This is a genomic window from Janthinobacterium sp. FT14W (genome assembly GCF_009208755.1).
Lineage (GTDB): Bacteria > Pseudomonadota > Gammaproteobacteria > Burkholderiales > Burkholderiaceae_D > Janthinobacterium > Janthinobacterium violaceinigrum.
Genome location: NZ_WFLL01000143.1, coordinates 1 through 407, shown reverse-complemented (window position 1 = coordinate 407; position 407 = coordinate 1). Strand labels below are relative to the sequence as shown.

Genomic DNA, 407 nt, shown 5'->3' with positions numbered 1-407 from the left:
GCATATTACCAGCGCCATCAGCGCGAACGGCAATGTCAGGTCCGGACACAAGCGGTCATCAAACTGGTGCAATCGATACGTTTGCGCCAGCCTCGCGTGGGGACGCGCAAGTTGCACAGCATGCTAGATGACGCATTTTCCCAGGCGCATATCAAGGTGGGACGCGACGGACTCTTCGATATCTTGCGGCGGGAGCGGTTGCTGGTGCAGCCGCAGCGGGCCTATCATAAGACCACGAACAGTCATCACCGGTTCCGGCGCCATCCCAATTTACTGAAAGCAGGACCGGAACAAGTGCTCGCTACGCGGCCGGAGCAAGTCTGGGTAGCCGACATTACCTATCTGCCGACCGCCGGCAAATTCGTCTATGTCAGCTTGGTAACGGATGCGTATTCGCGCAAGATCGT

1 pseudogene is annotated in these 407 nt (G+C 57.7%); it reads left to right on the top strand.

Going from position 1 to position 407, the window contains the following annotated elements:
- A pseudogene (locus tag GCN74_RS29080) lies at positions 1 to 407 on the top strand (IS3 family transposase); the annotation flags it as partial.